The organism is Streptomyces sp. NPDC107562 (assembly GCF_055657325.1).
Genome location: NZ_JBVKBE010000001.1, coordinates 846,500 through 873,275 on the forward strand (window position 1 = coordinate 846,500; position 26,776 = coordinate 873,275).

At 67.3% G+C, this 26,776-nt stretch carries 26 protein-coding genes and 2 pseudogenes; 13 read left to right on the plus strand and 15 right to left on the minus strand.

Annotated elements, in window-relative coordinates; genetic code table 11:
• The first annotated feature begins 110 nt into the window (after positions 1-110).
• The 4 genes from ACZ7LV_RS03840 (at position 111) to ACZ7LV_RS03855 (ending at position 3,174) form a co-directional block, all read left to right on the plus strand.
• Positions 111-1,184 (plus strand): DNA polymerase III subunit beta family protein, encoded by a 1,074-nt coding sequence (locus tag ACZ7LV_RS03840; RefSeq protein ID WP_471936103.1) that lies wholly within the window; start codon positions 111-113, stop codon positions 1,182-1,184.
• A gap of 20 nt (positions 1,185-1,204) precedes the next feature.
• Positions 1,205-1,714 carry a hypothetical protein gene (locus ACZ7LV_RS03845; RefSeq protein ID WP_471935361.1) on the plus strand — a complete coding sequence of 170 codons (510 nt, stop codon included), beginning with the start codon at positions 1,205-1,207 and terminating at the stop codon, positions 1,712-1,714.
• A complete protein-coding gene (locus ACZ7LV_RS03850; protein WP_471935363.1) occupies positions 1,711-2,709 on the plus strand; it encodes an IS481 family transposase in 999 nt (332 codons plus the stop codon). The genes ACZ7LV_RS03845 and ACZ7LV_RS03850 overlap by 4 nt, the downstream gene beginning before the upstream one ends.
• 69 nt (positions 2,710-2,778) lie before the next feature.
• On the plus strand, positions 2,779-3,174 hold the full coding sequence (locus ACZ7LV_RS03855) for a hypothetical protein (protein ID WP_471935365.1): 396 nt from the start codon (positions 2,779-2,781) through the stop codon (positions 3,172-3,174).
• Between the two features lie 18 nt (positions 3,175-3,192).
• Here the strand turns inward: ACZ7LV_RS03855 and ACZ7LV_RS03860 are convergent.
• Together ACZ7LV_RS03860 and ACZ7LV_RS03865 are read right to left on the minus strand one after the other, a co-directional pair.
• Positions 3,193-3,822, minus strand: a pseudogene (locus ACZ7LV_RS03860) (transposase); the annotation flags it as partial.
• A gap of 52 nt (positions 3,823-3,874) precedes the next feature.
• Positions 3,875-4,963, minus strand: a complete 1,089-nt coding sequence (locus tag ACZ7LV_RS03865; RefSeq protein ID WP_471935367.1) for a PP2C family protein-serine/threonine phosphatase — start codon at positions 4,961-4,963, stop codon at positions 3,875-3,877.
• Positions 4,964-5,613: 650 nt separating this feature from the next.
• Here ACZ7LV_RS03865 and ACZ7LV_RS03870 point away from each other — a divergent pair.
• The gene (locus ACZ7LV_RS03870) at positions 5,614-6,069 is read left to right on the plus strand and encodes a VOC family protein (RefSeq protein WP_471935368.1); all 456 of its coding nucleotides are present in this window, start codon (positions 5,614-5,616) and stop codon (positions 6,067-6,069) included.
• 431 nt (positions 6,070-6,500) lie between these two features.
• Here the strand turns inward: ACZ7LV_RS03870 and ACZ7LV_RS03875 are convergent, their stop codons facing one another.
• Positions 6,501-7,085: a DUF7010 family protein gene (locus ACZ7LV_RS03875; protein WP_471935370.1), complete on the minus strand. Its 585-nt coding sequence runs from the start codon at positions 7,083-7,085 to the stop codon at positions 6,501-6,503.
• A 296-nt stretch (positions 7,086-7,381) separates the two neighbouring features.
• A complete protein-coding gene (locus tag ACZ7LV_RS03880) occupies positions 7,382-7,972 on the minus strand; it encodes a dihydrofolate reductase family protein (protein WP_471935372.1) in 591 nt (196 codons plus the stop codon).
• 71 nt (positions 7,973-8,043) lie between these two features.
• Between ACZ7LV_RS03880 and ACZ7LV_RS03885 the strand changes: the two genes are divergently transcribed.
• Positions 8,044-8,622, plus strand: a complete 579-nt coding sequence (locus ACZ7LV_RS03885; protein WP_471935374.1) for a TetR/AcrR family transcriptional regulator — start codon at positions 8,044-8,046, stop codon at positions 8,620-8,622.
• A 266-nt stretch (positions 8,623-8,888) separates the two neighbouring features.
• Positions 8,889-9,404: a GNAT family N-acetyltransferase gene (locus tag ACZ7LV_RS03890; RefSeq protein WP_471935375.1), complete on the plus strand. Its 516-nt coding sequence runs from the start codon at positions 8,889-8,891 to the stop codon at positions 9,402-9,404.
• 77 nt (positions 9,405-9,481) lie between these two features.
• Here the strand turns inward: ACZ7LV_RS03890 and ACZ7LV_RS03895 are convergent, their stop codons facing one another.
• From ACZ7LV_RS03895 to gcvH, 3 genes are all read right to left on the minus strand, one after another.
• Positions 9,482-9,925 carry an ankyrin repeat domain-containing protein gene (locus ACZ7LV_RS03895; RefSeq protein WP_471935377.1) on the minus strand — a complete coding sequence of 148 codons (444 nt, stop codon included), beginning with the start codon at positions 9,923-9,925 and terminating at the stop codon, positions 9,482-9,484.
• Between the two features lie 98 nt (positions 9,926-10,023).
• The gene (locus ACZ7LV_RS03900; protein ID WP_471935380.1) at positions 10,024-10,599 is read right to left on the minus strand and encodes a dihydrofolate reductase family protein; all 576 of its coding nucleotides are present in this window, start codon (positions 10,597-10,599) and stop codon (positions 10,024-10,026) included.
• Positions 10,600-10,796: 197 nt separating this feature from the next.
• On the minus strand, positions 10,797-11,180 hold the full coding sequence (gcvH, locus tag ACZ7LV_RS03905) for a glycine cleavage system protein GcvH (protein ID WP_471935382.1): 384 nt from the start codon (positions 11,178-11,180) through the stop codon (positions 10,797-10,799).
• 421 nt (positions 11,181-11,601) lie between these two features.
• Between gcvH and ACZ7LV_RS03910 the strand changes: the two genes are divergently transcribed.
• A complete protein-coding gene (locus ACZ7LV_RS03910; protein WP_471935383.1) occupies positions 11,602-12,048 on the plus strand; it encodes a hypothetical protein in 447 nt (148 codons plus the stop codon).
• On the opposite strand, the gene ACZ7LV_RS03915 is transcribed toward ACZ7LV_RS03910, so the two are convergent.
• Positions 12,045-13,259 carry an IS110 family RNA-guided transposase gene (locus tag ACZ7LV_RS03915; RefSeq protein ID WP_471935384.1) on the minus strand — a complete coding sequence of 405 codons (1,215 nt, stop codon included), beginning with the start codon at positions 13,257-13,259 and terminating at the stop codon, positions 12,045-12,047. The two genes, ACZ7LV_RS03910 and ACZ7LV_RS03915, sit on opposite strands and share 4 nt — an antisense overlap.
• Before the next feature lie 507 nt (positions 13,260-13,766).
• Between ACZ7LV_RS03915 and ACZ7LV_RS03920 the strand changes: the two genes are divergently transcribed.
• The 3 genes from ACZ7LV_RS03920 (at position 13,767) to ACZ7LV_RS03930 (ending at position 15,317) form a co-directional block, all read left to right on the plus strand.
• A complete protein-coding gene (locus ACZ7LV_RS03920) occupies positions 13,767-13,904 on the plus strand; it encodes a hypothetical protein (protein ID WP_471935386.1) in 138 nt (45 codons plus the stop codon).
• Positions 13,905-13,907: 3 nt separating this feature from the next.
• Positions 13,908-14,849 (plus strand): IS110 family transposase, encoded by a 942-nt coding sequence (locus tag ACZ7LV_RS03925; protein WP_471935388.1) that lies wholly within the window; start codon positions 13,908-13,910, stop codon positions 14,847-14,849.
• A 186-nt stretch (positions 14,850-15,035) separates the two neighbouring features.
• On the plus strand, positions 15,036-15,317 hold the full coding sequence (locus ACZ7LV_RS03930; RefSeq protein ID WP_471935390.1) for a hypothetical protein: 282 nt from the start codon (positions 15,036-15,038) through the stop codon (positions 15,315-15,317).
• Positions 15,318-15,332: 15 nt separating this feature from the next.
• On the opposite strand, the gene ACZ7LV_RS03935 is transcribed toward ACZ7LV_RS03930, so the two are convergent.
• Entirely contained in the window at positions 15,333-15,848 is a 516-nt protein-coding gene (locus ACZ7LV_RS03935; RefSeq protein WP_471935392.1) for a pyridoxamine 5'-phosphate oxidase family protein, read from the minus strand.
• Positions 15,849-16,069: 221 nt separating this feature from the next.
• Between ACZ7LV_RS03935 and ACZ7LV_RS03940 the strand changes: the two are divergent.
• A pseudogene (locus ACZ7LV_RS03940) lies at positions 16,070-16,910 on the plus strand (IS5 family transposase).
• Complete coding sequence (locus ACZ7LV_RS03945; RefSeq protein WP_471935393.1) at positions 16,907-17,254, plus strand: hypothetical protein; 348 nt, start codon at positions 16,907-16,909, stop codon at positions 17,252-17,254. The pseudogene ACZ7LV_RS03940 and the gene ACZ7LV_RS03945 overlap by 4 nt, the downstream one beginning before the upstream one ends.
• A gap of 92 nt (positions 17,255-17,346) precedes the next feature.
• On the opposite strand, the gene ACZ7LV_RS03950 is transcribed toward ACZ7LV_RS03945, so the two are convergent.
• From ACZ7LV_RS03950 to ACZ7LV_RS03975, 6 genes are all read right to left on the minus strand, one after another.
• Positions 17,347-18,288 (minus strand): hypothetical protein, encoded by a 942-nt coding sequence (locus ACZ7LV_RS03950; protein WP_471935395.1) that lies wholly within the window; start codon positions 18,286-18,288, stop codon positions 17,347-17,349.
• Between the two features lie 236 nt (positions 18,289-18,524).
• Positions 18,525-19,022 carry a flavin reductase family protein gene (locus ACZ7LV_RS03955; RefSeq protein ID WP_471935397.1) on the minus strand — a complete coding sequence of 166 codons (498 nt, stop codon included), beginning with the start codon at positions 19,020-19,022 and terminating at the stop codon, positions 18,525-18,527.
• A 144-nt stretch (positions 19,023-19,166) separates the two neighbouring features.
• A complete protein-coding gene (locus tag ACZ7LV_RS03960) occupies positions 19,167-20,033 on the minus strand; it encodes a dioxygenase family protein (RefSeq protein ID WP_471935399.1) in 867 nt (288 codons plus the stop codon).
• Positions 20,033-21,157: a maleylacetate reductase gene (locus ACZ7LV_RS03965; protein ID WP_471935401.1), complete on the minus strand. Its 1,125-nt coding sequence runs from the start codon at positions 21,155-21,157 to the stop codon at positions 20,033-20,035. Before ACZ7LV_RS03965 ends, ACZ7LV_RS03960 begins: the two co-directional genes overlap by 1 nt.
• 171 nt (positions 21,158-21,328) lie before the next feature.
• Positions 21,329-22,945: a 4-hydroxyphenylacetate 3-hydroxylase N-terminal domain-containing protein gene (locus ACZ7LV_RS03970; RefSeq protein WP_471935403.1), complete on the minus strand. Its 1,617-nt coding sequence runs from the start codon at positions 22,943-22,945 to the stop codon at positions 21,329-21,331.
• 415 nt (positions 22,946-23,360) lie between these two features.
• Positions 23,361-26,417 carry an AfsR/SARP family transcriptional regulator gene (locus ACZ7LV_RS03975; protein WP_471935405.1) on the minus strand — a complete coding sequence of 1,019 codons (3,057 nt, stop codon included), beginning with the start codon at positions 26,415-26,417 and terminating at the stop codon, positions 23,361-23,363.
• Positions 26,418-26,776 lie beyond the last annotated feature (359 nt).

Consider the following 26,776-nt stretch of genomic DNA (forward strand, 5'->3'; position numbering starts at 1 on the left):
CGCGTCAACAACCCTGCGGGTCAATGCACCTAGATGTTGCTGGCCATGACGTTGGTGACGCGCCACGTCGATGTTGACCTTCAAGTTGGTTGAAGCTCAATGATGGCGAGGTGCCAAATTCCGAGCTGATGCCGATCGGCGTCTTTGCCCAGCGCAGTGGCCTGACCTCCAGCGCGTTGCGGTTCTACGCCGACTCCGGGCTACTACCGCCTGCCGACGTAGACCCCGTCACGGGCTACCGCTACTACGCAGCCGCCCAGCTAGAGCGGGCGACCACGCTGCGCCAGCTCCGCGAGATCGCCATGCCGCTGGCTGCGGTCGAGGCGGTCCTTGCTGCCGGGGCGGACGAGGCGGCACGGCTCCTCGACGAGCATGTCGCCAAGATCGAAGGGGATGCGGCGGTGGCGCGGCGGAAGGCGGCGGTCATCAAGTCCGCGCTCGGCGGCGACGTGCCCGGTCTGCTGATCGCCACGCTGAAGGGTCCCGTGCTGGCAGATGCGGTCGAGCAGGTTTTGACCGCGACCGCGCACGAGCCGGGGATGGCAGTGCTCGCCGGCCTGCACATCGAGGCGAGTGACGAGGCGGTCGCCCTGACGGCGACCGACCGGTACCGGCTCTCCACTCGGACCCTGGTGCCAGCGCGGCCAGCGGAGCAGACCTGGGCCGGCACGGTCGACGGCGACGACCTCCGGGCTGCGGTAGCCGACATCCGGCGCAGTGCGCTGATCCGCATCGAAGCGGTGCCGCACGGGATCTGGCTGCGAATGCGCGAGCGGGAGGGCCGGCACTGCCGGACGCTGCCTGAGGAGTTCCCCGATTTCCGTCTGATGCTTGAGTCCCTGGACGAGGTCGCCACCCGCGCGACGGTCTCGAAGGACCTGCTTTTGCGGGTTCTGGAAGAGCACCCCGACGAACACCTCGTACTGCACATCACCGATCACAGCATGAACGTCCGGTCCCCGAACGACGAACACCCTGGAATCCCGCTCTCCGCCACGGTGACGGGCGAGGCCCTCCAGATCCGGTTCGAGATGACCACGCTCTATCCCGCCGTGAGCACGGCGATCGGCCCCGACGTGATGCTCGACCTGAGGGGAAACGACCAGCCCACCACGATCCGCTCCGCCGACCGCGGCGATCTCACCACCCTGGCCATGCCCATCAAGTTCGACCACTCAGCCTGAGAACGACGACGAGGAACCTCATGACCACCACACCTGCCAGCCCTGATCCGACCATGGAAGCCATCGGCCAAGCCGTCGTCGAGGGTCGAACGGGCGGCATCCTTTCCGCCCGCCAAAAGCTCCTGAACCTGTGGTCGGAGATCGGCGTCACCGGGGATCCGCTGCACCGTTGCTCACTTGCCCACTACCTGGCGGACCTTTACGAAGATCCCGCCCAGGCCCTTGCCTGGGACGTCCGGGCCTTGGACGCTGCGGACGCCGTGACCGAACAGCGTGCCCAGGAGCACCACGCCAGTCTCCACATCGCCGGGTTCTACCCCTCCCTCCACCTCAACTTGGCCGACAACTACCGCCGCCTCGGCTCCTTCAACGCGGCTACAGAGCACATCAACACAGCCCAAGAGCACGCCCCCAACCTCCCCCAAGACGCATACGGTGCCTCCCTGCGCACCGCCCTCGACGAGGTGGCAGAGGCCATCTCCCAGCGGGACATCACCAAGCGGCCCTCCGCGCCTGGTCCCACTGCGTGACTCATCGGAACGCGCCCCTCACCATCGAGGGGCGCCGTCGGCTGGTCGAGCGTTGCCGGACGAGGCCGATTGCGCATGTCGCGGCCGAGATGGGGATCTCCCGGGCGTGTGCATCGAAGTGGGTTAATCGATATAGCAGCCACGGCGAACTCGGGCTGGAGGACCGCTCTTCTACGCCGCACCACGAGCCGACCGCGACGCCGTCCGATGCCCTCGTCCTCATCGAACAGCTGCGCCGGACCCACAAGTGGTCCGCGTCCCGGATCGCTTTCGAGCTGGCTCAGGCTGGAACCTTGATCAGTCGACGGACCGTCAGCAGACATCTTGCTGAGCCCGGCATCAACCGACGCCGATTCATCTACCCGAACGGTGAGGTCAACCGACAACCGCGGAAGATCCAAGCTCGACGGCCAGGCCACATGATCCACGTCGATGTGAAGAAGGTAGGCCGCATCCCCGACGGCGGCGGCTGGCGCGCACACGGACGCGGCAGCGACCAGGCCAGAGCCGCCAACCGAAGAAAGAAGACCGGCCGCGGCGGCTACGTTTATCTGCATTCGGCCATAGACGGGTACAGCCGACTCGCCTACACCGAAGCACTGCCTGACGAGAAGGCCACCACCGCGATCGTCTTTCTCCACCGTGCGCGCGCCTGGCTGGCCGCACACGGGATCGCACGCAACGAACGGATCGTGACAGACAACGGTGCCTGCTACCGCGCCGAGAGCCTCACCCGGGCCCTCCTCGGCGCCAGGCACCAGCGCATCGCGCCCTACACCCCACGCCACAACGGCAAAGTCGAGCGATACAACCGCATCCTGGCCGAAGAGTTCCTCTACGCCCGGACGTGGACGTCAGAAGCCCCACGCGCCTACCTTCTGGGCCGCTGGATCATCCACTACAACTACCACCGACCGCACACCGCGCTCGGGAACCAGCCACCCGCTGCACGACTACCGAGCGGCGTCACCAACGTCATGGCCTCCTACACCTAGAGCCTGTCCGATGGGTCGTATGAGCTGATCAGGGACGTGCCCTACTGTTCACTGAACGAAGGGGGCCGCATGGCACGCGATGCAGCTGAGGCAGAGGCGGGGATGAAGGGGATCACGTTTCCTGCCTGGCACGGAAAGCGCTACGTGACGCTGGCTGAGCTGCTGGTTCGCCTCGGCAGCTTCGGCCTGGACCTGACCTGGCGCATCGAGTTCGACGAGATCGTCGATCCTCGCTGTGTCGAGATGAAGAGACGGTCCGCCGCCGCCGGTATGGACACGTTGACATTGTTGTCGCTGACGACCCCCTTCCTTCAGTTGATCGACGCCGAAGCACGTGGGTTCGCCGAGGCCGAGCTGGTGCTCGTCCTGACCGAGTTCGACAGTTCCTCCTGGGACGTCAGGGCTGTCGACGAGCGCGTACTCAGCGAACTTCGCCACCACTACCCGGGTGCTGAGGATCTCTGAACGGGGCCACTTCACTCCGGGACGTAGCCATAGGCGGATCGCCGCCGTCACGGTGACCGTTCCGCGGAAGGCGTACGCCGGCTTGTCGAAGCGTGTGTGGCGATCGCCCAGAAGTTCTTGAGCCGGTTGATGGTCCGCTCGACTTCGTTGCTGCGGCGGTAGATCACCTGGTCGAATCCTGTGGGCAGACCGCCTTGGCTGCCGCGGCGCTGGCGGTTGGCCCGTTGGGTTCTCGGGGATCGTGTGCTTGATCTGGCGTCTGCGCAGGTGGCGCCGGTTGCGGCTTGAAGAGTACGCCTTCTCGCCGGCCGGGTGGAGGCACCAGCTGCGTGTTGATCAGCGCGACAGGTCGTGGAAGCGACGCTGACCATGTTCCAGTCAATCCGGCCCTCTGCATCGGCGCTGGCCTGGACGGCCCGCAGGATCCTCTCCCACGTGCTCGCCGACCACCGGCGATGACGATCACGAACCGTCATCCAACTACCGCAGCAGGAAGACAGGTCCTGCCAGGGAGCCGGTCCGCTGCCGAAACGGAATCCCGTTGGTCACCCGACGGTGACGCTGCCAGCGTCCGCCCCGCCCGTGATTCGTCGGCAAGTGCGGCTCCAGCCGAACCCACTTCTCATCCGAAAGATCTCCCAGCCCAATGTCCCACGGAACGAGTTCCCAGAAGGGCGTCACACGACCTCTCGGACAGCCCCTAACCGCGTAGCTGTGCCCGCACGGCCGGTTGGCGCAGGCCTGCCTTGTCGTCGTCCGGGCTGTACGAGACGGCCACGAGCGCGATGTCGTCGTCGAGGCGCATCTCACCGCCGACATGCTCGGCGAGGCCGTCCAGGACGTGCCGGATGAGGTCGCCGGGCCCGGCGTGACGCCAGGAGACGACCCTGCCCTGGAGGTCGTAGAAGCGGCCGGAGCTGTCCCTAGCCTCCATCGCCCCGTCGGTGTAGAGGAGGATGGTGCTCTGCTGGTCCAGCAGGAAGGTGTCGACGGCGTAGTCCTCGGCGTGGACGCTGTTGAGGCCGATCGGCGGCGAGGGGACGCCGGGCGACACCGCGCGAGCGCCGGCCCGTGAGACCAGATACAGAGGCGGATGGCCGCAGTTGATCATGCGAACCTCCGCGGTCGTGTCGGGGATCTCCAGGACGAGCAGCGTCACGAACCGCTCCGACACATCTCCCTCCCTGCGCTCCGCATCCTCGAAGTGAACCCGCATCGCCACCTCCAGGTGGGCCACGAGTTGCGGGAGAGTGAGTGCCTTGTGGGGCGCCCCGCGAAACGCGGCGAGCAACGCGGCCGCGTCGTCCACGGCGGGGAGGCCCTTCCCCTTCACGTCCCCGATGACGACCCGCAGGGCGTCGTCGGTGCGCGCCGCCGCGTAGAGGTCGCCGCCGACCAGCGCGTGCGGGTGCGACGCGTGGTAGACGGCCGCGATACGCAGGTCGCCGACCCGTGGCGGCAGGGGCCTGAGCAGGATGCGCTGGACCGTCTCGGACACCGCGCGGACCTCGGTCAGCTCGCGAATGTTCCGCTCTTTGTACCGGCCGAACGTGATCACGAACGCCGACACGAGTGCGATCGCCAGCAGGTGGACGGCGAAGATCGAGGTGTCGAGAAGGTTGTCGTAGGTGTCGAGCGCGAGTGCCCCCAGACAGGACAGTACGGCGGACAGAGCCGTGATCCGGCTGTTGGCGAGAGCAGCGGTCGTGGCCGGGACGACGACCATCAGTGAGCCGAGGTGCTGCGACTTCGGCAGCAGAAAGCCGGCGACGAGAATCACGGTGAGCATGCTGAGGGAGACGACGAGCGGGCCTCGGCCGTGGACGGTGAACGACTGCCACGAATCCCACACGCTCGTCCCCGGACCCCGACGCGACGCCGGGCCGCGGGGGCGGAGCGGACCAGTAGCCGGGCGCTTCACCTTACGAAAACCGCCCCGCGTATCCCGATGCGATTCTGCAGGATTTCGGAAGTGCTGGAGACATCTTTTGAGTGTACGTTCCGTCGTACTTTCGCTGGTTGTCTAATCCAATATCTGATTTCCGGCGAGATGGGTTAGCTGACCGACACCCAGTGTGTGCGGCTGGCTGCTACCGCGCTTCGCGATCGCGGAGGGGTGACGAACGCGCGCGATAGCGGCACCTGTCGCTGACGTCGGCAGATCAACGGGGCGGGGGACACGCGGTGAGTGGCCCGTGGTCGACGGCCGGAGTGCCGTTGGCTGGTGCTGCCGGCGGTGGCGGATGCGCGTCCGCGCGCAGAATGTGCGGAACCTCAGTGGCGTGGCGGGCCATGGAGTAGGTGGGTTCGACACGCTCCGGTCCGGGGCAGTCTGCGTGCGCGAGGTCACGGACACGAAAAGTGTAGGCATCGACACTTGCTGTGACGGAGGGAGGCGAGGAGACGCGGATTGTCAGAGGCGTCTGTCACGCTCTGGCTATGGAGATGACGCTGCAACTGACGATCGACTGTGCTGATCCGCAGAGGATGGTGGCGTTCTGGAGTGAGGCTTTGGGATACGTACCCGAACCTCCACCGAGCGGTCATGCCACGTGGCGGGAGTACTGGACAGCTATGGGGGTGCCGGAGGAGGAGTTGCCCGCAGGGGCGGGTGACGTCCCTGAGTCGATCGTGGATCCCGCGGGACGAGGACCTCGCGTGTGGTTCCAGCAGGTTCCGGAGCCCAAGGCCGTCAAGAACCGTATGCACCTCGATCTGAAGGTCGGTGGCGGGCGCGATGTGCCGTTGGCGGTCCGCACGCAGCGGGTCACGACCATGGTGGAAAGACTGGTCGAAGCGGGTGCCAGTGTGCTGCGAATAGCGGATGAGCCGGACATGGGTCATTACGCCGCTCTGATGCAGGACCCGGAAGGCAACGAATTCGACGTTGTCTGAAGAGTCGGGGTGGGGCAGCAGGGCGACGACGCCTCGCGCCGTGTCGCCTACTTGGATCTAGGTTCCGTGCTGCACCTCGCCGATGACACGGATGATGGTGGAGCGGCTCACTCAGAACGAGCACGCCATGAGTGGCGGCATGACGGAGATGCGCGTCGCCAGGAGATGATCGACGAGCGCCAGTTCCCCACCGCAGCCACCAGTTCGGCGATCACAAACCATCGAGGACTCGACCTGTCATCGCCTACCGCGCACCAGCTCGTCACCTGCGGTCCTGCTGCTCCAGGTCCTCGACGTGGCTGTACGCGGCGGCGCTGCCCTGCTTGCCGGGTTAGATCTTCCGTATCGCCTTGTCCTTCTCGGGGTTACCGCTGAGACAGGTCTTGGTCAGGACGTACGGCAGTCCGTCCACGCGGAACCGAATACTCCCGTCAGCCGCGTACGGCCAGGTGGTACGCCGAGGCCCACAGCACCACCGCGCTGCCCAGACCCACCACCAATCGCACGCTCTCACTCGCGAGCCCCGCCGCGACAAGGACGAAGCCGGCGACCGCGAGCACGGTCAGCAGCGCCGCCGTCCACCTGTACTGCCACTGGTCGTACAGGCGAGCCAGCGGGAAGAAGTGCAGCCCCACGACGAGGGCGATGCCCGCCGGGATGGCTTCGGGGTGACCGGAGGCGTTGGAGGCGGCGATGACGGCGAAGACGGCCACCAGCTCGATGGTGTTGACGATGCCCACGCCGCGCGCCCAGTTCGCCGGCAGGTTCACCATCCGGGGCGAGGGAGCCGAGTCCTTGCGGTAGCCCAGGTAGATCGCCACGGCAGTGAGCAGCAGCGCCGCCGCCTCGATCCCGATGGGCGCGACGTCCGTCGCCGAACCGGTCCCGGAGGCCGCCGCCACGGCCCAGACGAGTGCGAACAGCGAGAGCACGAGCGTGCCCCTGCGCCGCAGGTTGCGGGTGAGGGCGAGGCACTCGGCGTCCGTGGCGGAGGGGGTGGGGGACGTGGATGTCACGCGCGGAGACTACCCCGGCCGGGAGGCCTTCATGGTCGCCTCTTGCCCAACTCCCGCCCTACCGGGAGACATTCGCAAGTCGAACACAACGTTCCGCCGAGCGAGGATCGACGGTCTACGACCGTCATCCGCGCCGGGGAACAGTACTTGCGCACCATCACGGGCAGAGGGGCAGTAGGGGACCTGCTCGCCGCCTCGCGGCACGAGGCTGGAAGGAGGTCGAACCCTATCTGCACATTCCGGTGAGGGAGTACGGCACCAACTCCCTCGCGGGTCCCGGCCGGCGAGTTGGCAGGTCAGCGGCGGGTGAGGCGGGTGAGGGTCACGCCGTTGGGGAAGGCGGTGCGCTCGGCGACACTGAACGCTGTGGGATCGAAGGCGCCGTCGAAGGCTGGGATCCCGGCGCCGGCGACCACCGGGTAATTCTTGATCACGAGTTCGTCGATTTCGGGGAGCAGGGTGCCCGCGAGCTTGCCGCCCCCGCAGAGCCAGACGTTCAACTCGCTGTCCTCCTGCTTGAGTTCGTGGACGAGGGCGAGCGGATCGTCCGGGACGACGGTGACTGCCGGGTCGATGTCGGCTTGGAGCGTGCTGGAGACGACGTACTGGCGTAGGTGCGTGTAGGGGGTGGTGATCCCGGCGTCGAGGGCGGGTCGGTAGGCGCCGAGGCCCATGAGGACCGTGTCGAAGTGCCGATTGGGCGTGTCGTCGAGGCCGACGGCGGCGCGGTGAGCCGTGGGGACGGTTTCGGGGTACAGCGCGTTGGTCCAGGCGCTGTAGGCGGCGGTCTGCTGTTCGTCGCCGGTCGGGAAGAAGTCGTACTCGCCGTCGGGGCCGGCGATGCGGCCGTCGAGTGTGACAGCGATGTAGTACACGAGCTTTCGCAACGTCGGTCACTCCGTCTGTAGTACTCTTGTTGTAGTGGTTTGAAGTTAGTACTACAGACGGAGTGGTGTCAATGGTGAGACGGAACGAGCAGCGGCGCGCCGCACTCGTCGACGCGGCGATCGAGGTGCTGGCCGGCCACGGCGCACGCGGACTGACCTTCCGTGCGGTCGACAACCAAGCCGCTGTACCAGCTGGCACGGCGTCGAACTACTTCTTCAGCCGGGACGACCTGTTCACCCAGGCCGGTGCCCGCGTCTATGAACGGCTCCAGCCCGACGAGGCCACGATCGCCCGCCATCAGTCGGCCCGCCGTGACCGGGAGACGTACGTGGAGTTGATGCGGGAACTCGTCGACCGCGTCTCCTCCTTCCGCACGGGCTACCTCGCACTGCTGGAGCTGCGCCTCGAGGCCACCCGCCGCCCCGAACTGCGGAGAATTCTCACGGAACGGGTACGGGCCGACGTCGACGCCAACGTCGCGTACCACGAGGCATCCGGCCTTCCCGGGGATGCCATGGCCGTCAAGCTGCTCATACTGACTCTCAATTGGCTGATCGTCGAGCAACTCACTCTGCCGGACGTCTTCACGGAGGACGAGCGGGAACAGCTGGTGACGGCAGCGGTCGAGCGCATCGTGGCGGCTCAGTAGGCCACTCCGCACTCGAACCGACCGCTGACCTGAAGGACGCGGTTCGGTGCGGCGGAGGTCGGGACGGGTGCAACCGCGGCTGACGTCGACGGCCCGCAGGCATCGGCTGCATCCAGAGATCCGGGACTGATCGTTCAGCGGTCGGCTGGGCGGTTCGCGGAATGTGTGAGGCGGTGGAGCGCCGGGGGTGTTCCGCGTACTGTCGGCTGCTGGGGTGCCGGGACCGGCCCAGCTGATGCCGGTACCTGCTCAGATCGCTGCCGAGGATGGATCGAGTGAGAGAACTACGTCCCGCAGGCCCTGCTGATGCCGCGTCTGTCGCTGCCTGGCCGACATCTTCGGCGGAGGCAGTCATGTGGTGCGGCCGGAGCGAGTTCCCTGTGGCTGAAGAGACGATCTCAGGGTGGTGGCAGGACGACGACGTGCAGGCCCATGTACTCGTCGAGGGCGAGAAACTCCTTGCCTACGGCGAGTTGTGGTTCGACGCCGAGGAGAACGAGGTCGAGCTCGCACGTCTCGTCGTGGATCCCGACGTCCGGGGTCAGGGACTGGGGCGCGAACTCGTCCGACGTCTGCTCACCCGTGCTGTCGATGCCGGTTTCGATGACGTCTTCATGCGAGTGCACCCCGGCAACGACGGGGCGCTCAGGTGCTACCTGGGCGCCGGGTTCGTGCCGGTGGATCCCGGACTTGCCGAAGGCTGGAATGCCGCCCAGCCGGTCAACTACACGTGGCTGCGCAACGTTTCCGCGGCTGCCGATGACCATGCGACGGGTCCATGACGAGGCCGTCGGCCCCGTAGCCAGGGTTTCGTCGTCCAGTTTCCCCGGCGTCGGCTGACACCTTGTGGTCGGAGGAGTTAGGGAACGGGCCATGTGGTGCGGTCCCGCGGTCGGGCGCCTGCGGCGAGAAGCAGGGAGATGGTTTCGGGGTAGGGCCCGGTCATCGCCCATTCGAGCGGGGAACGGCCCGTGCCGTGATCTTCACGGAGGTTGGGGTCGGCGCCGTGGGCGAGGAGGGCGCGCACCGTCTCGGTATGACCCCAGCATGCGGCCGCGCACAGCGGTGTGCCTTCCGTGCCGTTGCCGCTCTCGGTGTCGGGCATTGCCCCCGCTGCCAGCAGCCGCAGGACGTTTTCGGCGGCTCCGGTGACTGATGCCGCATAGAGCGGTGTGGTGCCCTCGGTGTCCCCGGCCTCCGCGCAGGCGCCGGCGCGCAGCAAGGCGTTGATCTGGGCGCTGCCGCCGAACGTCGCCGCCGCGACGAGACGCTTGGACAGCTTCTTCTGACGTCTCCTGTTCACGATCGCCCAGGTTAGCCATGAGATGAGTGAAGCGTCTGTCCGCGCCACTTGATGTCGGTTGGGCGGGCCGAGGTACGGCGGAGGGCGCAGAGCGGATGTCAGCGGGTGCTGGGCGGGCCTTTGAGGATGGTGGGGATGTACTCGAGGAGTTGCAGGCGGCCGTCGAACGTGCTGCTCTCCACCAGTTCGAGGCTGATGTCCGGGTATTCGTCGTAGATGCGTCCCTTGCCGGTGACGCCGGTGATGACGGGGAAGACAACCAGTCGAAAGCGGTCGACCAGGCCGGCCTTGAGGAGAGAGCGGCTCAGGCTGAGGCTACCGATGGTGCGCAGGGGCCGTGATGCGCGCCGCTTCATGTCCCGTACTGCCTGGACGGCATCGCCGGGAACCAGCTCTGTGTTCGCCCAGGACAGCGGCTGCTGCAGAGTCGAGGAAAACACCACCTTGGGCATCGCGGTCAGTTCGGCAAGCCCGGCGTCCTCGGGCATGTCGGCCGCGAACCGTGACATAAGGCAGTAGGTCGTGGCGCCCATGAGGCTGATGTGCTCCTTCTCGGAGCTCTCGTCGAGCCAGCCGAGGTATTCCGGCCCTTCCATTCCCCAGAACCCTGGCCAGCCGTCCGCAGCCGCGTAGCCGTCGAGCGAGATGATGAAGTCCACCATGAGGCTTTGCATGAGCCCGTCCGTTCAGCAGGGAATCTCCAGGTGCCGGTGATGACCGGTGGCGGGAGGGAAACTCATCGCCGCCCGGCGGGCCGGGGCGCCGCTGTGTGTCTTCGGCGCGTTGGACACCGGCCCGGGGCATCCCACGGGCCGGTAGCGCATTCCGGTGTCCGCCCGGTGGACCAGCAGGGGCGGCTCTGTAGGGGGTCTCAGTCCCCGTCGACGAGCTTCTGGTAAGCCTTGGCGTCGAGTAGGGGGGTGGAGGAGCCCTTGGCGGTTTTGATCTTGTAGAGCCACATGCCGTAGGGGTCGGAGTTGACTTCGTCGGGACTGTCGACGACCTCGTCGTTGATCGCGGTGATTTCCCCGTTGACGGGGCTGAACAGGTCGGACGCCGCCTTGACCGACTCGACCACGCCGATGGCGTCGCCCGCCTCGACCGCCTTGCCGACAGAGGGAAGGTCGAAGAAGACGATGTCGCCGAGGGTCTTCTGGGCGTGGTCGGTGATGCCGACGGTGACGGTCCCGTCGGGTTCGGTGCGGATCCACTCGTGGTCTTCGCTGTACTTGAGTTCGGCGGGCACGTGGGACATGTCAGCTCCATCAGCCGTGGGGGGTGCAGCACGGTCGGCCGCCCCTGTCGGCGGCCGGCAAGGACAGCCTCCTGCAACCCCGTGGCGAGGACGTGTATTGCGCCCTCCACAGTCAGCTGTGTGGGTGACGCCCGCCCGGGCCGGCACTGTCGACGCCAGTCGGTGGGCCCGAGGCCCGGCCGCACCGCCGACCGTGACACGGCGCCCGGCGACCTGCGCACGCCGGCTGGTGACCCCCTGTCCCGGTGCGGAGCGAGGTTGGCGCCGTCGTTCCCCGCGAGTCCCCGCTGCGCCCCACCGGACCGAGAATGCAACGGCCATGCGGGGTTCACCCCTTGGCCGTTGGCCGCCATCACTGACAGCGATCACATCGCCCCTGAGGGACTGCGGGGGCCCCTATCTCTTTGGTCAAGGTGGATGGGTGCTGGTTCGGGCGGTCTGGAACGATGGGGCCGTGCATGCTGATGATCAGGTTGGCAAGGGTGTCTCTACGGAGCTCGCGGCGTTTCTGCGGAACGGTGGGGACGGCCGTCTGGTGACGATCGTTCCTTCGATCTGCGGCGGGCGCGTGTTCTTCGTGCTCGTTGACGATGTCGAGGGCGGAGCCGAGCGGGTGTGCGTTGCTTGCGGCGGCCGTGCGTTCATCGCGGATAGCGAGGAGTTCTGGGAGGATGCGGATCCTGGTGAGGCCTGCTGCCCGTGCGGGAGCGAGGAGTTCGAAACCGCGGTCGCGTTCTCCCTCGCCGACGACGGATCGGTCCGCTGGGTGACCGTTGGGCTGCGGTGCCAGAAGGACGGTGCCGTGGGGGTCTATGCCGACTGGAAGATCGACTACGGCCCCACGGACCACCTCCTGACCATGGTCTAGGTCTGCGGAGCGACGGCCCGAACAGGCTGCGGTTCGTGGAAGGTTCCGTAGCGGAGCATCGCGAAGAGGACGTCGGCCCGGCGCCGGGCGAGGCAGAGTAAGGCCTGCGTGTGGTGTTTGCCCTGGGCGATCTTCTTGTCGTAGTAGACCCGCGAGGCCGGGTCGCTCAGGGCCGCGAACGCGGAGAGGAAGAAAGCCCTCTTGAGCTGCTTGTTTCGCCTGCGGGATGGCTGTTCGCCACGGATCGAGGACCCGGAACCGCTGGTCGCTGGGGCGCGTCCGGCGTAGGCGGCGAGGTGGCCGGCGATCGGGAAGGTGCTGCCGTCGCCGACCTCGATCAGGATCCGAGCGCCGGTCCTGACTCCGATGCCCGGCATCGAGGTCAGGACCTTCGAAAGAGGGTGGGCCTCGAGGAGTTCTTCGATCCGCCCGGCCAGCAGTTTGCGCTGGTCGAGGACGGTGGCGAGGGATCCGGCGAGGCTCGGGACGATCTGCGCGACCGCGTCGGTGCCGGGCACCACCACGGTCTGTTCGTCCAGGGCGGTGAAGATGTCCTCGACCAGCCGCTCGGCCATCCTCGGGGCCTTCGGCCGCAGCAGCGTGACCAGGTGGCGTCGGCCGGCCTTGCGGATCTGGGCCGGGGATCCGAACCGCTCCAGCAGGGCCAGCACCGCCGGGTGCTGCAATCGTGGTCCCAGTACCCGTTCCAGCGACGGGTGGTTCTGGGCCAGCAGGCCGTGCAGCCGGTTGGCGACCCGGGTGGCTTCGCTGGCCAGGTCGTCGTCGAATCCGACGATCATCTCCAGTTCGGCGATCGTCCCGTCCTCGCTGTCGATGGCCCGCAGGGTGTGGGGCATCGCGCGGGACGCGTCCGCGATGATGAACGCGTCCTTGGCGTCGGTTTTGGCCTCGCCTGGGTAGAGGTCGGCGATCCGCCGCATCGTCAGGCCGGGTAAGTAGGCGATCGGGCAGCCCATGTCCCTGGCGACCGCCAGCGGCAGGGCCCCGATGGAGGCCGGCTGGTCAACCACGACCAGCACCGTTCCGTGCTTGGCCTGGAGTTTCGCGAACAGCTCGCGGAGCTTGGGTTCGGTGTTGGGCAGGCGCTTGTCGAAGGCCTTCTTCCTGGCCGGGGTGACCGCGGTCGCGTGGTGTTCGCTCTTGCCGACGTCCAAGCCGAGGAAGACGTTGATGTCGCAGATGTCGATCACGTGCAGGCCCCTCCATCACGCTTTCGTCCAGCCTTGCCTCGGCACCGAGCTGCCACACCCACGTTACGGCGAGCTCTTCCGGCCTGGGTAAGCCGGTGCTCAAGCCCCTCATCAGCGGTCCGTCGATGCCTCCGGGCCCGGTGACACCACCCCACCCCGGATCATGAACAACAAGGGGGGAAGTCATGCCGGCCCCGAAGGCCGGTAGCCCCATTGCGGAGCCACGAAAAAGGTAACGGTTAGAGTAGAGCTGCGGCCCGGGGTTGGGCTGCTGTCAGGATCGGCGCCGATGTTCCGGCATGACCCGCAAGGTAACTGACGGCCCGTCAGGGCTTGTCGTGCCCCCGAGATGTCTGCCGGACGTCGACGTCGACCTGGCCCACCACGTTGGCTTGATCAGCAGCTTGTCCGCCATCTCGACGTGACTCATCACAGTTCCGCCACGCGGTGACTCCACCCAGGCCGACGCCGACCTCGGTCGTCCCGTCCCCGAAGGAGAGCAACCGCGTGACCATGCTCGCAGAACATGTAGACGGCGTCATCGGCGTCGACACCCACCGCGACACCCTCGCCGCAGCCGCCGTCAGCCCCATCGGAGCCGTCCTGTCCAGAAGCGATGCCCCGGCCAACGCCCGCGGGTACTAGCGCTTGCTGGACTTCGCCCGCACTCACATCCCCGGCCGTCGCAGCTGGGCACTGGAAGGCATCGGCAGCTATGGCGCTGGCCTGGCCGCATTCCTCAACCAGGCCGGTGAGCACGTCGTGGAGGTCTGCAGGCCCAAGCGTCCCGCCGTCCGCGACGGCCGCAAGACCGACATGATCGACGCGATCCGCGCAGCCAAGGAAACCCTGGCCAGTGAACACCTGATCCAGCCCCGGCTCCGCGGTGAGCGCGAAGCTCTTCGTGTCCTGCTCGCCACCCGCCATGGAGCCGTCCTCGCCTCCACCGCTGCGATCAACCAGCTCAAGTCGCTGATCGTGTCCGCGCCGGACGACCTCCGCGCTGAGCTGCGGAAGCTCAAGCGCCCGGTCCAGATAGTCCGTTGTGCCCAGCTCCGGGACCGGCCAGCCCAGGACATTGAGCACCGCATGACCGTTCGGGCCCTGCGTTCTACCGCCCAGCGGATCCAGACCCTGCAGGCCGAGGCCAAGGAGCTCGAGGACGAGATGCTCGCCCTGGTCCGCGAGGTGGCGCCCGAGCTCCTGCATCTGCTCGGTGTCGGGCCCATCACCGCCACGCAGATCTTGGTCAGCTGGTCCCATCCTGGCCGGTTCCGGTCCGAGGCCGCCTTCGCGTCCTTCGCCGGCGTTCCACCGATTCCCGCCTCCTCCGGGCTCACCAACCGCCACCGCCTCAACCGCAGCGGCGACCGGCAGCTCAACAGGGCCCTGCACACCATCTCGTTGATCCGGATGCGACTCGACCCGAACACGAAGGCGTACGTCGCCCGCAGGGTCTCCGAGGGCAAGGCCTCCCGCGACGCGCAACGCTGCCTCAAACGAGCGATCTGTCGCCAGCTCTTCAAGATCCTCGAACGCTCAGACCGAGACGCCGGGACGGACTCCGAGAACCTTGCTCAAGCGACTTGACGCGATATAGCAGCCTCGGGGGGCAATTCGACCTCCGCAGGAGTCCTCTCAGAATCCCGGGGCCGGGATGAAACGCGGCCACCACGGGGGCACACCGCTGGGGCATGAAGGGGTGGCGGCACCGTCCCAGAAGAACGAGATGACGCACCAGACGACGGCGAGGAGCGACACCACCAGGGCGAAGGCATGGAGAAGGGGCCGGCTGCCGACGAGCATGCCCACCGCAACCCAGACCAGCAGCAGGAGCGCGCAGAGACCCGGGATGAAGAGGAAGAGGAGGAAGCCGCCGTTGGCCGCATTGTTCGCTCCGACGTCGCATTCATTCCACGACCTACCCAGAAGCGTGGCGGCAAGTACTGCGAGAGCCAGGCCCACCAAGATGCCGAGACACCCATGCAGGCGTCGGCTTCCCATTCGCCATCCCCCATTCGCCATGCCGGAACTGGCATCATGCTGGTCATCACATGATCCGTCGGACGGGCCCTACTGCCCCAGGTGTCGTGCGTGATCCGAGAGATGCGCTCGCGACGGGTGGCCCTGTTCGAGCCACATTCCGTCGCGCATGATCACTCTCCCTCGTAGCTCCGGCTCACCCCGCCAAGCGCGCACAGTTGTCGGGACCACGCGTACGTACAGGTAGGACGCCTCCTCCACGCGTGGATCCCAGCCGAACTTGTCGGCGAACGCCTCCGCTGCGTCTCCGGGTACCTCCTGGTCCGAGTAGCACTCTGCCTCACCCTGCAAGAGCACCACATCGAAGGTGTCCGGCAGGGCCAGGCGCACGCGCGGCTCCTCACGGACGTTCCGCGCCGTCACGGAGGTGGCGCTGGTGCACATCCATACCGCACGCCCATCCCACATGAACCACAACGGCAACTGATGCGGCCCGTGATCCGGGTGACCCGTGGACACCCAAACATCCCGCTCGGCAACGAGCCGCTCCAAAACGTCGCGCGTACGCTGCGTCGTAACACGAGGAACGATTCCTGTGGTCTCCATGAGGACCGACCCTAACCAAACGGGCACGAAGCACGCCTGAGGCCCAGGACCTACTCCCAGCGACCGATGCCCCCTCAGCTTCCGGGTACGGCGAGCGAATCGACTCGACCGGCGCGGTGGACTTCTGAGAGCGCGGTATGTGGCGTGATGCTGCGTTTGTTGTCGCTGGAACGTGTGGCGCAGGCGTATCGGGGCTGATCGGGGGGTCCTGTCCTGCTGGAGTGTTCCTCGCGAGCGATCGCCAGCCCTACAAGAGCGACCTATCCGATGAGCGGTGGGCCCTGATCGAACCCGTCATCGCTTCCTGGAAGGCTCAGCATCCCTTCGTCAGCGGCCACCGGGGCGCCTACGAGATGCGGGAGATCGTCAACGCCCTGCTCTACCAGTCCCGTACCGGCTGCCAGTGGGACTACCTCCCCTACGACCTGCCCCCGGTCGGAGCGGTGAAGTACTACTTCTACAAGTGGCGCGACGACGGCACCGATCAGACCATCCACGACCTGCTGCGCTGGCAGGTCCGCGAGAGCCGGGGGCGCAAGGCCGACCCGAGCCTGGTGGTGCTCGACACCCAGAGCCTGCACGCGGCCGCCGGGGTGCCCGCCGACACCACCGGAAGGGACGCGGCAAAGAAAGGTCCCAGGCCGCAAACGCGGCCTGGCAGTTGATGTCTTAGGTCTGGTGATCGCCGTGGTGGTACTGGCCGCTTGCGCGCACGACAACGTCGCCGGCGTTGCCCTGCTGGACATGGTCGCCGCCGACACCGACACGGTGCACAAGGCCCTGGTGGACCAGGGGTTCAAGACCGCCGTCGTCCACCACGGGCAGATAGTGGGCATCGACGTCGAAGTCATCGAGCGCAACCCGGCGGCCAGAGGGTCCGTCCCGCAGCCCAAGAGGTGGGTGGTGGAGCAGGTGAACGGGATCATGATGCTGCACCGCAGGCTGGTACGGGATTACGAGCACCGGCCCGCCTCCGCCGAGTCGAGGGTGTACTGGGCCATAAGCGACCGGATGACCCGGATGCTCACCGCGACCTCCGCTCCCAGTTGGCGCGGCGCATGAGCGGCAGCGACCTGACCTTGGGAGCGGTGCTGGCGCACCTGGAGGAGCAAGAGTGCGAGATCGCCGCGCAGGCCGAGGCCACGCGAGGACGCATCGCGAAACTCGCCGCGCGTTTACAGGAGTTCGACCGGCTCGCCGAGGAAGTACGCATCACCCGCAATACCCTGCTGGCGCTCCCTGATCCATCCCCGCCGACGCCGCCGGCCGCGAAGCTGCCGGACCATCCGGCCTACCAGAAGATCATGGCGGTATTCGCCGCGGCCGACGCCCCGCTGCGGGCACGGGCGGTCTGCGAGGGATGGATCTGGAGATCGCGCCCAACAACGTCAACGACGTCCGGCTGAAACTCAAGCGGCTGGCCGACCGCGGGATCCTGACGGAGACCAAGGGCTGTTCACCCTGCCGCGACCGTAACCTCGGTCGCTGACATCGGGCATCAGCTCGCGCGTCGCCCTGCGAGCAAGTCCTGGAGCGACTGGGACTGGAACTGCAGGGGCGGAGCCATGTCGCCGAAGGACTTGCTAAACGCTTGCGGCGACCGCTCCAGTTCTATGAGCACGTGCTCTGCTGTGTCGTTGCCGGCAAGGTCAGGCGCCAGGGCTGCGCAGACCCGAACGCCTGCATGCGGGTCAGTCAGCCAGGGGCGCGTGTCGCCGCCGAGGTGACCGATGGCCATCACCATCGTCGCCAGGTCGTACGAGGAATCGGCGGCCAGGGCCATCGACGTCAACTGTTCCAGCAGCTCCGAACGTTGCGCGGAGGCCGCGGGATGCCGCGCCAGTGCCCCAACCGCTGCGGCGGCACATGTCCTGCGCCTGGCACGTTCCGACGCGAGGTACGGCAGTGTTCGCTGCAGCAGCACGGGAACAACGTCGAAGCAGGCGAGCGCCGCCTGATCGAGGACGAGTTCACCCAGCCCTGTGCCGTCCTGCCACATCCGGGCCCGGCCATCCTCATCAGCCGACACGTACTCGACCGTCCATCCCCGCAGCTCCGGCGCGCGGTCCTGGACCCGAGCACGGATCTCCGTCGCCTGGTCGCCGAGGTCGGCGGCGGCGCCGACCACGTACAGATACGCGAGCATGGCATCGGGCAGCGAGGGATCGTCGAGCCCCAGCAGCGGGTTGTCAAGGAGCTCGGCGACAAGCATCGCGGTGGGCGCCGTCGCAGGCCATGCCTTGCCCTCGCGGCGAAGCGTCGCCGACCACAGGTGCGAGTACCCGTCGACAGAAGCCCGCGCATCCTTGCCGAGGAAAGCTGCCAGGTGCCGCGGCGTGTCGCTGGCAGGTCCCGAGGCATGGAACAAGCCGGACCAGTCCACGTCATGCGTTCGGTCATCCACAACGGGGATCGTGCCACAACACTTCGTCGTGCTCACGGCCGTACTCACTCCGGATTGATGGACATGTTCGCCCGGCCCGGCACGCTCACTCCTCACGCGAATACCTGGCCCGCCAACCTCACTCAACCGAGCCACGAACCGGGCATCAGCTTGCGTATCGCCCACTGAGAGGTGCTGGCCGTCCGCCCCGCCAACACAGCCGGCAGTGACAGCAGAAGGCCTGGGCCTGCGGCCCAGGCCGACGCCGAGCTCGACGGTCCCGTCTGCTGCTGTCAGGTCATCGCTCCGAACGTGCCCGCGAAGTACACCAGGGGCCGGGCTTCCACCCGGTGCTCGAAGTGTCGGGCGTCGCCGACGAAGATGGTGTGGTCGCCTCCGGGGAGTTCCGCCGAAACGTCGCAGACGACGGAGGCGATGGCGTCCTCGAGTACCGGAACACCGTGTTCCTCGCTGACACTCACGCCCGCGAACTTGTCCATCTTGGAGGTCGCGAAGTGGGTGGCAAGACCCTGACCGTCCTCCCCGAGGATGTTGACGGCGAATCGTCCGTGCTCGGCGATCGCGCTCCGGGTGAAGAGGCGGTTGCTGATGCAGACGATCAGCTGCAGGGGGTCCATCGACAGGGACGTGACGGCACTCGCCGTCATGCCGATCGGGGCGCCCCCCGACCGGGTGGTGATGATGCTGACCCCCGTGGCGAGCCGGCTCATCGTCGCCCTGAAGGCGTGCTTCATGTCAAGGGTTTCGTGCATCTCAAGGCTCTCGGACATCGGTAGACCTCCCAGAAGATTGAACTGTGCCCCGTGCTGAGTTGCAGCGTGCTCCAGTGCCCGTCAATGGCGGCGAAACCGAGGCGGTTTATGCGGCGAAGCGGGCATTTCGTGTGGGCCAGGGCTGTTTGCTTCGGCGCGCGCTCAGCCCTGGTCGGGGGCGAGGACGAAGGTGTGCCGCAGCACGGTGTAGGACTGGTCCGTTCGGCCGCCGTACGGTCCGGTACCGGCTTCGTGGGAGACGAAGTCGACCACGAGCGAGTTCTTGACGCCGAACACCGGGTCCTGCTCCAGGTACGGATCGTCCGACGGAAACAGCGTCGTCGTCATCCGTTGGAAGCCGGGCATGTCGATGACCACGTGGACGTGCGCGGGGCGCATCAAGGACCGGTCCGTGGCCCGCATGAGCTCGCCCACCGTGCCGTCCCCCGGGATCGGGTAGCTCGCCGGACGGATGGAACGGAAGGCGAAACCACCCTGGTCGTCACTGCGCAGCAGGGCGCGCATCGCGGTCCCTTGCAGGCCGGGGACATCGACGTCGTAGTGGCCGTCGGTGTCGCTGTGCCATACGTCGACAGGTGCGCCGACGACCGGGTCGCCCCGGTGATCGGTCACCAGGCCCTCGAAGAAGAGCGGGGGGCCCGTGAGACCCGCGGAGATGTCGGCGGAGTGGGAGTGCTCCGGCCGGTCCTCGCGGAAGAAGGGGCCGAGGACGCTGTTCTCGGTGGCGAGCGACTCGCGCTGGTGGTTCACCGCGTCCACCAGCATGGTGACGCCCAGGACATCGGAGAGCAGGATGAACTCCTGCCGTGTCGGCGTGCAGAGGTGACCGGTGCGGGTCAGGAAGTCGATTCCGGTGGCCCACTCCTCTTCGGTCAGTCCTACGTCGCGGACGAAAGCATGAGCGTGGCGGACGAGCGCCTCGAGAAGCTCGGCGCTTCGGCGGTCCTTGGCGCCGTCCAGGGTGGCGATCACCGTATCGGTGATGGATTCACTGGTGAGGTCACGCATCAGAGAGCTCCCTTGTGAGGAAGGTGTCGTGGTGGCGACTGCGGAGGTGGCGGTGGGACGGCGGCGGGGCGTTCGCCGGCCCATGCCCGGGACAGCAGGGCCCTCGCCGACGAACGGTCCACCGGGCGCGGATTCCAGTAGGCGTTCTGGACGATCAGGTCGGCTGCCCGGTCGAGCCCCGCTTCCGGCATGCCCAGGTCCCTCAAGGCGCGGGGTGCGCCAAGTTCTCCGACGAAGTCGAAGAGTGCGGCCGCCGCCCCGCCCTCGGAGCCGGGAAGGGTGCGAGCGACGCGCTCGACGGCATCGGGAGCGGCTGCCGCGTTGAAGGCGAGGACGTGGGGAAGCACTGCCGTGTGCGTCTCGGCGTGGGGCAGACCGAAGGTGCCACCCAGCACATGACACACGTTGTGGTGCAGTGCCATCCGGACCGACCCGAGGCAGGTGCCTGCCAACCATGCTCCGTACAGTGCCCCGGCGCGTGCTTCCAGGTCGTCCGGGCGCCTTGTCACCGCCGGCAGGGAACGGATCAGGGCGTCGACCGCCTCACCCGCCATGAGGTGCACGACGGGGTCGTAGTCCTGCCCGTAGAGCGCTTCCACCGCGTGTGCCAGGGCGTTGACGCCGCTGAACGCAGCCATGGACGGAGGCAGCGTCAGGGTCAGGTCGACGTCGTACACAACGGTCCGGGGGAGGATCGCGGGCAGTCGTCGCGTGGTCTTGCGGCCGCCTTCGGTTTCTCCCAGGATCGGAGTCATCTCCGATCCCGCGTACGTCGTGGGCACCGCGAGTTGCGGAAGTCCGGTCCTGGCCGCGATGGCTTTGCCGAGACCGACCGTCGACCCCCCTCCGACGCTGAGCACGCCGTCCGCCCTCACCGACCGGACGTACGCCACCGCCTTCTGCGTGACCTCGACCGGTGTGTGCATGGCCGCCTCGGCGAAGTGCCCGACCGCCGCCGCGCCCAGGAGGTCACCGATCTCGGCAGCCGGTCCGGCCTGGTCAGGGGTGGACAGCACGACCATGCGCTCGCGGCCCATACGGTCGACCTCGTCGGGGATGCGGCTGCGGGTGCCCCGGCCGAACACCACCTTGGTGACCTGTCCCCGATGAACGAACGCCTTCATCCGAATTCCTCCCTTGTGCTCACCGCCGCGCCGACCGTGATGAGCGGATCGATAGCGCGGCGGCCGGCCGACGGCGACCTGATTCGGGGGCCGACGCGTCGATGCGGCGGGTGAGGCACGCGGCCGATGTGCTCGGCCCGCGGATCGCGCGGGCCGAGCACATCGGGGCCGTCATGCGTCCTGGGTCTTGATGTAGTCCGGCTGATCCTTGTCGTCGAGCGAGAAGCCCTGGTTGGCCGCGGCCGCCCCGGCGGAGGCGGGCCTGGTGGCGGCGGGAGAGACGGAGCCGAACAATTCCTCCCGCTCGGCGACGGCCCGTGCGGTCATCTCCTCCGCGGTGCCGAGCCCGATCGCCTCGCGGGCCAGTTCGGTGATGGCGCCGCCGGGGTCGGTCGAGATGCGCTGCATCGTCAGCAGCTTGATGAGGAACAACGGCGTGCCCTGGAACCGCTCGAAGGACCGGAAGCGCCCGGCCCAGTCGCTGAGGAACCGGTCCTGGACGAACTTGAAGAGCCGCACCCTGTCGTGCGCGCTCAGGGTCGTGCCGTGGAACATCTCCAGCAGCCTGGTGCCGATCCCGGGAACCTCGAAGTCCTTCGCGCTGGGCGACAGCACCGCGGAGCGGCCGCACATCTCTACGAGCTTCTCCGTCAGCCGGCTCACGTTCTCGAGGTAGTGGGCGCGGCCGAAGTCGTAGAAGATGTTGTTCGGCTTGCACAGCCCCCTGGGCGTGACGAACGCGGTCGCCTCCGAGGCGATGCTGAAGGCGCGCAGCGTCTCGTGGAAGCGGACGAGGTCGGCGATGTCGGATCCCACGACCGGGTGCTGGGCGGTTCCGGTCGACTGGGCGATGAGGACCGCCAGTCCGGTCATGAGCTCCGCGTTGACGATCATGTGGTGCAGGGTGTCGGCGTGCTCGAAATCGAACGTGCGCTGCGCGTACAGCCGGGAGTGATCGACGTCGCCCAGGTGGTAGATGTGCTCCCACGGGATGAGGACGTCGTCGAAGTACGCCATGGAGTCGAGTTCGTCGCCGAGACTCGACAGCGGCCGCTCGAAGCCGACGTCGGTGGGTGTGGCGTTGGAACGGCGCCCCACGTGCGTGACGTTGGGGTGGTTGACGGGGACGCTCGCCCAGATGATGTGCTCGGGTTCCGTCCCGGGCTTCACGATGTTGCCGAGCAGAATCGTGTCGGCGAAGACGACCGCGGTGGAGACGCCCTTCCAGCCCTCCACCACGATGCCTTCGTCGTTGCGCTCCTTGACGCGGAGCATCGGGTTGCGTGCGGCCACCGAGGGGTCCGAGCGGTCGCGCTGGACGTCGTTGAGCAGGGGGACCGTCCAGAGGTCCGCGTCGCGGTTGGTCTCGAAGTCCGCGATGATGTTGCGGGCGAGGTCGACGTGCGAGGGAGTGTCCTTGGACAGCTCGGCCCAAGGGGTGGTGTCGTCGACGAGGGCGTACCAGTTGCCGTTGTTGCTCTGGGGGAGGCGGCCGAAGGCGCCGCCGCCGAAACTGCGGATCACCTGGTTGGCGTAGTCGCGCCGGCGTTCGAGGTCCTGCTGGTTTCGCGGGTACAGCCAGCCGATGGGGCGGCGCGTGCCGTCCTCGTCGACGAAGGTCAGCGAGGCCTGGTTCTCAGGCTCGTGATGCATGTCGTAGAAGCGTGCGGCCTGCTCGGCATAGCCGCGCGTCAGAGGATGCTTCGTCACGTCCTCGATGCGCTCACCGTCGATGATGACGTTGCGCCCGTCACGCAGAGATTCCAGGTATTCCGAACCGGTCCTCATGGTGATGCCTCCAGTTCTTTCCAGGGGTGCTCATCGTTGTGACCAGGGCGTTAACCATCCGCGAGACGGTGTTAGCTCGGCGTTTGCCTTGGATCTCGGTTGCGGTTCATGAAGGCGCTGGGCAGGCCGTTTCTGCTCGTTGGGAGTGAGGATTTCGCCAGGCTGGTGGCGCCAATGGCTGCGAAGCCCTGGGTGTCCCAAGTCCTGTGACGGCCACTGTGCAGGCGCGCGTGGGCAGTTCGGAGCCGGCAGGCACGCCCGGGCTCAGCGTGAGGAACGCTGACGAGTCCGGCTCCGTGACGGCGCTCCCTGCGTGGTGTCTGTCCGGCATCAGACAGCGGGGAATCCGCCGACGACACCGACTCAGCGGGTCTTGCTGCCGCCTGTCAGAGTGCAACAGCCCGCAATCAGCCCACTATCGGCGCAGTTGCATGACGAGCCGGCGCACCTCGTCGGAGGGGGGTACACCGAGCTCCCGCATGCGCGCGACGTAACGTTGGTAGAGCGCGAGCACCGCGTCATCGGTGCCGCTGGCATGCGCCAGCCTGATGGCGAGCTGCCAGGCCTGCTCGCGGTACGGATCGTCGCGCAACACGCGGTCGACCAGAACCTTTGCCTCGCGGTATCGGTTCATGCGGTACGCGAGTTTGGCTGCGTCGACCCGAGCCGATGTGAAGGTCTCAGCCAGGACTTCGCGACGCTCGGCAACCCAGTCCCCTGAAGCCGGCGCCAGGTAAGGCCCGCGTTCAGCAATGCGGAGGGCCTGCGACAACGTCTGGAGACGGACCTCTCCGTTCTGTCTCCCGGCCTGGGCGAGGAGGTCGACCGCCCGTTGTGCCGAGCCCATGGCCCACGTCGGCCCGACCAGTTGAAAGACATCGCCGTCCTGCGCGGGACCCAAGTCACCGGGCAGAACCTCGCGAAGCCGGAAGAGTGCCTGCCGCAGATAGCTACGACAGGCAGCGTCGTTGCGGCCACCGAAGAGCACCCCGAGAAGCTCTTGACGGGTAGCCCTGCGGTCGGGTGCCCAGAGCAGGTAACTGAGGAGCTCGACACTCTTCGTCAGCCGAGGCCGAGCCATGTTTCCGTCGACAGTGAGCGTCGGCTCGCCGAACTCCTCGAGCACGAGCCGGGGCGCGCTCACGTTCACGCGCACACGATGTTGGCCCGACAGGTCGGCGAGGATCTCGTGCCAGGGTGACATGCGACTGGACTTCGTGTCCGCGGCCCGGGCCGCTACCGACGGTACGTCCGCCAGCGCTGTGAGCAGCAAGTGCTGGGTTCCGTCCGCCGAGGCGGTGGCCATCGCGAGGTCGGCCGTCACGTCGGACTCGTCCTCTAGTCCGAGACGCCACTGTGCCTCGGACAGGTACACCGCTACCGTCGGGAGATCGAGATGACGGTCTCCCTTCTGCATGCTCCGCAGGCATTCGGCGAGGTACTCGTACGCCTCGGCATCCCTGTTCCGCAGCAGATGCGACAGGCCCGACCACATCAGCCACGTCTCCCGCGTGAGGACATACTCGCAGGCGCCGCTGGCAGTCGCCTCTGCCAGCACACGGTCGGCATGCTGGGTGTCACCCTTGAGACGCAGCGACAGCTTGGCCTCAGCGATGAGGCTCATGTTCTGGTAGACCTTCGAGCCGGTCGCCGCAATCAGCTGTCTCCCTCGCTTGATGGACGCACAGGCCTCGTCTTCGCGGCCAAGGTCCAGCATGAGATCGACGGCGTCCACGGCATGCAGCCAGACCGGTTGCGACGAACCACGGCGAGGCTCGTACATCGCCATCGCGGCGTCCAGGCGCCCGGTGGCGCGCAGGGCGGCGACGGCCCAAGGGCCCCCGAGTACGGTGCGCCACGGATCGAACGAGCTCGGCGCGTCGAGTGCGTCGAGGCGACCGCGGAAGAAGGCGACGCGCATCAGCAGACCGTCGAGTGGACCGGCGGGCATCGTCGAGTATTCCGGGAAGGGTGGCGGCTCGTCGCCGGTCGCGCCCGCGATCAAGGAGTCGGCGATGTGCCGGCTCCGCCCCGGTGGCAACTGCTGGGCGATGACCTGCGCTTCTTTGATCCGCCCGGAGTGCCAGAGACTCCAGCAAGCCAGGACGCGCGCTTCCTCGGAGTCGGGAGCCCCCAATTCCGGGAGCCAGTCATAGCCGTGCCGATCGATGAACTCGACTCCGCGACCCCACTGTTCCAGTGCGAAAGCAACACGCAGGACGACGGCTCCGATCTCCGGAGTCGGGTTCTGGACCGCCGTACCCAGAGCATCGAGCCAACGCGCCGCCGGGGCAAAGTCCATGCGCGCGACGAGGCTCGGGAGGACGTCGGCGGCCAGCCGCCCGGCTGCCTCCAGGTCCCCGAGCCGAAGCAACTCGTCGACGGCTTCCTCGCGCGCGCCGTTGGCGATCAGGACTTGTGCGTGTCTGCGGTGGAGCGCGTCGCGCGTCGTGGCGTCCTCCCTTCCCAGAGTTTCGAGCAGGAAGTCGCGAAACACTGGGTGTGGCGTCATGCGTGAACCGTCAGGGGACCACGTCACCGGAAGATGCCGGGCGCGGAGCCCCGCCATGACCTGTGCCGCGTTCTCCTGCCCCATGGCGAGGGCGCCCTCGACCGAGACCTCGTCCAGCAGAGCGGTATGGAGGAGGAAGGTTCTCTCCGTCAAGGAGAGCGAGTTGAAGACGTTGGCGGCGACGTAGGGCCTCAGCACCTCGGGATCCGGCTCGCGAGTCTGCGTATGACGCCAGCCCTCGAACAGGACGCCAGTCACCCAGCCTCCTGTCGCCGCCACCGCCTGGGCCGGATTCACGTCCACGCGGCCTACGGTTCGCAGGGCCGCGCCGGCTTCCTGAGTGTCGAAGGAGAGCGCGCCCTCACCCAGCTCACCCACCCGGTCGCGCTCGCTCGTCGACCTCCAGTCGAGTCGGACGTCGACGCGCGAGATCAGCACGAGGTTCACGCCGGACGGCAGGTAGCGCGCGAAGAACGACAGCACGGCGACGCAGGTCTCGTCGGTGGCGATTCGCTCCACGTTGTCGCAGACGACGACGAGCCGACTTCCCTGGAGGCTTTCCGCCAGCAGTCCGGCCGCCTCTCCGACGTGCAGGCGCCTGCTCAGGGCATCGGACGCCACACCGGCAGCGCTGGGGACCGCGCCCTCGACTGCCGCCTCGAGGTAGACGAGCAGGCGGCCGGCCGCTTGTTCCGAACCATCGAGGGAAAGCCAGGCAACGGGCCGGTCGACGTCCCTGACGGCCATGGCCACTGCCGTGGTCTTGCCGGCCCCGGCGGCCGCGAAGACATTCACCACGGTGTGGCGGTCGAGCAGCTGGCTCAACCGCCGGCTGAGCCTGTCGCGGACGACGACGTCCTTCGACGGCTCCGGCATCGCCAACTTCCGCCTGATGATCGTGCCATGCTGTCGACCTGGTGCCTTCGAGCCGCTTGGTCGATCGGGATCGTACTCACCCATCAATCCTCGCGCCCTCCCTCGGCCTCAATGCTCATCCGGAAGCTTGCGCCAGACGTTCGGAATGTGGAACCGCTTGTGGCGACCTGTTCAGGACTCCGGCGAAGGTCGACGGCTTCGGTGCGCGAAAGCCGGGGCCACGTGAGTCCGTCGTCGGAGACGCATCAGGACTCTTGTAAGGGGCAGCGCGACCGGCCCGTCGTCGCCCTAGGAGCCGGCTCGTACAGCCTCACTGTTGACGGAATCACATTGCGCTGCGAACTCGACACTTGCTCCGGATGTTGGTTCCCGCAACCTTAGTCAGGGGGTGTTAGCGGGGCGTTAATCGCGACGAAGGCGCCGTGCCGTGGTGCGCCCCTTCA

Coding starts and splice junctions, on each gene's coding strand:
- ACZ7LV_RS03865 (WP_471935367.1), bottom strand. CDS start 4,963: ATGCTCACCGTGATTCTCGTCGCCGGCTTTCTGCTGCCGAAGTCGCAG.
- ACZ7LV_RS03855 (WP_471935365.1), top strand. CDS start 2,779: ATGGCACGCGATGCAGCTGAGGCAGAGGCGGGGATGAAGGGGATCACG.
- ACZ7LV_RS03930 (WP_471935390.1), top strand. CDS start 15,036: ATGGAGAAGGGGCCGGCTGCCGACGAGCATGCCCACCGCAACCCAGAC.
- ACZ7LV_RS03945 (WP_471935393.1), top strand. CDS start 16,907: ATGAGCGGCAGCGACCTGACCTTGGGAGCGGTGCTGGCGCACCTGGAG.
- ACZ7LV_RS03870 (WP_471935368.1), top strand. CDS start 5,614: ATGGAGATGACGCTGCAACTGACGATCGACTGTGCTGATCCGCAGAGG.
- ACZ7LV_RS03885 (WP_471935374.1), top strand. CDS start 8,044: ATGGTGAGACGGAACGAGCAGCGGCGCGCCGCACTCGTCGACGCGGCG.
- gcvH (WP_471935382.1), bottom strand. CDS start 11,180: ATGTCCCACGTGCCCGCCGAACTCAAGTACAGCGAAGACCACGAGTGG.
- ACZ7LV_RS03845 (WP_471935361.1), top strand. CDS start 1,205: ATGACCACCACACCTGCCAGCCCTGATCCGACCATGGAAGCCATCGGC.
- ACZ7LV_RS03960 (WP_471935399.1), bottom strand. CDS start 20,033: ATGCGTGACCTCACCAGTGAATCCATCACCGATACGGTGATCGCCACC.
- ACZ7LV_RS03975 (WP_471935405.1), bottom strand. CDS start 26,417: ATGGGTGAGTACGATCCCGATCGACCAAGCGGCTCGAAGGCACCAGGT.
- ACZ7LV_RS03970 (WP_471935403.1), bottom strand. CDS start 22,945: ATGAGGACCGGTTCGGAATACCTGGAATCTCTGCGTGACGGGCGCAAC.
- ACZ7LV_RS03935 (WP_471935392.1), bottom strand. CDS start 15,848: ATGGAGACCACAGGAATCGTTCCTCGTGTTACGACGCAGCGTACGCGC.
- ACZ7LV_RS03965 (WP_471935401.1), bottom strand. CDS start 21,157: ATGAAGGCGTTCGTTCATCGGGGACAGGTCACCAAGGTGGTGTTCGGC.
- ACZ7LV_RS03955 (WP_471935397.1), bottom strand. CDS start 19,022: ATGTCCGAGAGCCTTGAGATGCACGAAACCCTTGACATGAAGCACGCC.
- ACZ7LV_RS03900 (WP_471935380.1), bottom strand. CDS start 10,599: ATGCAAAGCCTCATGGTGGACTTCATCATCTCGCTCGACGGCTACGCG.
- ACZ7LV_RS03890 (WP_471935375.1), top strand. CDS start 8,889: ATGGATCGAGTGAGAGAACTACGTCCCGCAGGCCCTGCTGATGCCGCG.